This is a genomic window from Actinomadura soli, assembly GCF_005889715.1.
GTDB classification, from domain to species: Bacteria; Actinomycetota; Actinomycetes; order Streptosporangiales; family Streptosporangiaceae; genus Spirillospora; species Spirillospora soli.
This window is the reverse complement of sequence record NZ_VCKW01000438.1, coordinates 1-4,246: the sequence shown is the minus strand read 5'-3', so window position 1 is coordinate 4,246 and position 4,246 is coordinate 1. Positions and strand designations below refer to the sequence as shown.

The 4,246-nt window shown below is 72.6% G+C and carries 4 protein-coding genes; 3 read left to right on the top strand and 1 reads right to left on the bottom strand.

Annotated features, from left to right (window positions below; all coding sequences use genetic code 11):
• On the top strand, window positions 1–322 hold a 322-nt coding region (locus tag ETD83_RS43310; RefSeq protein ID WP_407921561.1), incomplete at its 5' end, for a hypothetical protein.
• A 211-nt stretch (window positions 323–533) separates the two neighbouring features.
• Window positions 534–1,982: an RNA polymerase sigma factor gene (locus ETD83_RS40035; RefSeq protein ID WP_138650469.1), complete on the top strand. Its 1,449-nt coding sequence runs from the start codon at window positions 534–536 to the stop codon at window positions 1,980–1,982.
• A 114-nt stretch (window positions 1,983–2,096) separates the two neighbouring features.
• On the opposite strand, the gene ETD83_RS40030 is transcribed toward ETD83_RS40035, so the two are convergent.
• Window positions 2,097–3,251, bottom strand: coding sequence for a phosphotransferase family protein (locus ETD83_RS40030; RefSeq protein ID WP_138650468.1), 1,155 nt, complete (start codon window positions 3,249–3,251; stop codon window positions 2,097–2,099).
• Window positions 3,252–3,701: 450 nt separating this feature from the next.
• Between ETD83_RS40030 and ETD83_RS40025 the strand changes: the two genes are divergently transcribed.
• Window positions 3,702–4,246 (top strand): hypothetical protein (locus tag ETD83_RS40025; protein ID WP_138650467.1); only part of this gene is annotated, 545 nt, incomplete at its 3' end.

Genomic DNA, 4,246 nt, shown 5'->3' with positions numbered 1-4,246 from the left:
CACCAGACCCAGAACCGGGACGCTGAGTGTGGGCGGCCCGCAGTGCGGCGTCCTCGGTCCCGGCGAGAGCTGCAGGATCTCGGTCAGCGCGTCCGGCGGGTCGGTCAGATGGTCCGCGTCCCCCGGATCGCCGCTCACCGGCGGCGGGGGCGGCACGATTCCCAGCGGCCAGACGCGCAGCGCGGTCGTCACCCTCGCGTGCGGCGACGAGCCCGGCTCGGGCTCCGCGACCGTGACCTTCTCCCCCGGCGGCCAGACCCGGTCCGTCTCGTGGCAGTGCCCGGGGAACGGCGGGGGCGGCGGCGGAGGCGGCTGGAACTAAACGTGACGTAGATCACATTTTGGTGCCGTAAGGCCTTGCTCACTAGGCGAGACGGCCACGGCGTGTACCGCTTCGGTCACTGATATCCGTTCATAGGGGAGAAATCTCAGCTACTTGGTGGCAAGATCAGGCAACCAAGCGCGGGGGCCGGCGGGCGTCGGCGCTCACGGGGGCACGATCAAGTACACCGAATTCGACTGGGAGGGTTCCCGTGGCCGGTGAGCCAGGGCCCGGGCGGGACGACGACCTCAGGCTCGCGAACTCGCTGCGAGCCGGGGACGTCATCGCGCTGACCGAGGTCTACGACACCTACGCGCCGTTCCTCTACGACTACTGCCATGGGCTGCTCCGCGACCGCGTCGAGGCGGCCGGCGCGCTGCGCAACGTCGTCATCGCCGCCCGCGAGCACGTCGACCGGCTGACCGAGCCGGACCGGCTGCGCGGCTGGCTGTACTCGATCGCCCGCAAGGAGTGCATGCGCCGCCGCGACAGCCCGAACCGGCACACCGGGCAGGAGGCGCCGGAGGCCGACGACGACCTGACCGACGAGCAGCTCGCCCGGCGCGAGGAGCGCAGGCTGCTCGCGCACAGCGCGCTCGCCGCGCTCAACGGGCGGCAGCGCGAGGCGATCGACCTCTCGGTCCGGCACGAGCTGGACGAGGTCGACCTGTCCGGCATCTTCGGCATGCCGCTGGAGGAGACGCTCGCGCTCGTGGAGAAGTCCCGCGAGGACCTCACGACCGCGCTGCACGCGTCCCTCATCGCGCAGAACCACTGGAAGGACTGCCCCAGCGTCTCGGCGCTGACCGAGTCGTGGCCGCTGTCCCCGCAGGCGTCGGCGTCGCTCGTCCGGCATGTGGCGAGCTGCCCGGTCTGCGGCGAGCGCGAGACGCCGCCGCTGCCGACCGACCGGCTGCTGTCCGTCCTGCCGATCGCGGCGATCCCCGCCGAGCTGCGGCTGGACGTGCTGACCGCCGCGACCGCCGAGGACCGCGCCGGGAACCGCCGCGCCATCGCCGCGTGGACGGAGCCGTTCGACGAGTACGGCTGGCCGCTCCCCTACGAGCCGTCGCCCGCCCGCGCCCGCGACCGGGCCCCGCGCCGCCGCGCCCCGGTCATCGCCGCGGTCGCCGTGGCGATCGGGGCCGTGGTGCTGTTCGTCGGCGCGATGTCGTGGCTCGGCGGCGACGACGGGTCGAGCGCGGCCGCGAACAACCCGGCGGTGCCGGGCGGAGGCTCCAGCACGGGCACCGATCCGGCGCCGACCGGCCCGGCCCCGACGGACACGTCGGCGTCCCCGAGCAAGTCGCCGTCGAAGTCCCCGTCCAAGTCGCCGTCGAAGAGTCCGTCCAAGTCGCCGTCGAAGACCCCGGACAACGACGCCCCCGAGCCGCCGGGCCCGGGCAGTCTGTCGGTGACGGGTTGCAGCATGGGCGGCAACGAGTCCTGCACCGTCCGCATCACCGCCGTCGGAGGCGCGGTGAACTGGCGGGTGACGGGCACGCGAGGCGATCTGAGCGCGGGCGGCGGCGGGCACCTGGCCGAGGGCCAGTCCACCGGCGTGACGGTGAAGCGGACGAACTTCCTCTGCCTCGGCGGAACCAGGCATGGTTCCGTCTCGTTCACGCAAGGGAAGTCCGCCTCGGTCTCGTACTGCTGAGAACGTTCCTGGAATGCCGCGGGCGCGCATCCGCTTGGGAGTGCGGGTGCGCGCCACGTGGCGTTTTGGCCGGTCAGACGGCCCTTCGGGCCGGTCGGCAGGCGGCCGGTCCGGTCAGAGTGAGCCGGTGTCCAGGGTGCGGTGGGCACGTCGCAGGAGCACCGGGACGCCTTCGCCGATCTGCTCGAAGCCCTCACCGACCGTCGCCTTCTGCAGGTAGCGGGCGTGGATGCCCTCCAGGATGGCGGCGAGCTTGAAGCACGCGAACGCGACGTAGAAGTCGAGGTCGGCGAGGTCGAATCCGGTCAGCGCCGCGTACCGCTCGGTGACCTCGCGGCGGGCGAAGAAGCCGGGCGCCGTGGTGATCTTGGCGCCGACCGGTAGCTCGTCGGCGTCGGCCGCCTCGGCCCAGTAGACGAGCGTCAGCCCGAGATCGGACAGCGGGTCACCGAGCGTCGACATCTCCCAGTCGACCACGGCCGCGATCTCGGGACGCGGCTCCATCCGGACGAGCGCGTTGTCGAGCCGGAAGTCGCCGTGGACGAGCCGCGCCCGGCCCCCGTGACGGCCGGGATCGTCCGCCGGCGTCCGCTCGGCGAGCCGCGCGCCGAGCCGGTCGTATTCGGGCAGGTCACGGACGGTTCCGGTGGCGCGGATGGCCTCCTGCGAGCCGTCCCACTGCTTCCTCCAGCGGGCGAGCTGGCGCGCCATGTAGCCGCCCGGACGCCCGAAGTCCTCCAGCCCGGCGGCCGCCACGTCGACGGTGTGGATCGCCGCGAGCGCGCCGGTCAGCGCCTCGCTGAGGCCCCGGGCCTGCTCAGGGGTGAGGTCCGCGGCGTCCTCACGGCTGCGCAGGACGCGTCCCTCGACGTGCTCCATGAGGTAGAAGCGCGCGCCGATGACGTCCTCGTCGTCGCAGAGCGCCAGCGTCTTCGGCACCGGGACCGCCGTCCGGCCGCCGAGCGCGGTCAGCACCCGGTATTCGCGTCCCATGTCGTGGGCGGTCGGCTGGACGTGCCCGAGCGGTGGCCTGCGCAGCACGACGCGGCGGCCGCCGTCCAGGGTGATCGCGTAGGTGAGGTTGGAGCGGCCTCCGGCGATCAGGTCGATCGCCTCGATACGTCCCGATCTCGGCCACTCACGCCCCGATTCCGGCCGCTCACGGGCCGATCCCGGCAGCTCACGGGCCAGCCAGTCCGCGAGGCGGGGGACGTCGATCCCGGGCACCCCGGACGGGGGCCCGGCCGGCTGCTCTGCGTCAACGCTCATGACGACCTATTAGAACGCGGCTCGGTCTGGGCTGTGAACCCCGCCCCCCGGGCCGTAAACCTCGCCCCGAGCTCTTCCCTGCGGTCGGTAACCCTCCGGCCACTTCCGGCCGACTTGCAGGAAGGATTCACCTGGCCTCCAGGGTTCGCGCTGACCTGCGCAAATGCGAGGGCGGCCACAACCGGCCGCCCGATTCCGGGAGACTCTCTCAGGAAAAAAGGGACGTCAGGTGGATTCGATGGACACGCGGGGTACGCATCTGCGACGACACCCGAGCAGAGTGGTCACTACCCGGCGCGGAGGTCAATAGCCGTCATATCCGGCCCATGACGGCGGGCTGGACTACGAATGTCCCGCCGGGCAAACGTCAGGGACTAGACCATTCGGGACTAGACCGCCCGATTGGGGGGACGCACCGTGGCAGACGCATGGCTGCCGGGAGCCGGCCGCATGCCGGCACGACACGACGGCGGAGCTTTGCGAGGAGGTGCTCCCCGGGTCGTCTGGTGCGCCGGCGATCATGATCCGCGCACCGTCTCCGCCCGCTCGGTCGCCGCCGACCTGATCAAGGAGGATCGGCCGTCGCACCTGGTCTGGCACCCCGGCACCGGCGATATCGTCCAGCTCCTGCCCGCCACCCGGGCCGCCCGGCTGCTCGGCGAGCGGGTCGGCCGCGAGGGCCGCGTCTGCCTGCAGATCATGGTGGTCGGCCAGTCCCGGGCGCCGTTCACCGGGGCGCTGCTCACCGGGCTCGACGCGATCGTCCAATGGCTGGACGCGTGGGGCGTCGCGCGCCGCTGGCCCGCCGGTCCCCCGCTGCCGTCGCCGCAGTCCTACCACGCGCACCGCGCCCGCAAGGACTGGGCGCGCGGCGGGCACTACGGGGCGTCCCAGGTCCCGCTCGTCGACCGTCCCGACCCGGGCGGCATCGACATCCGCCGCATCACCGGGCCGGACACCCCCTGTCTCTTATCCACATCCGACGCCTCCAGCTG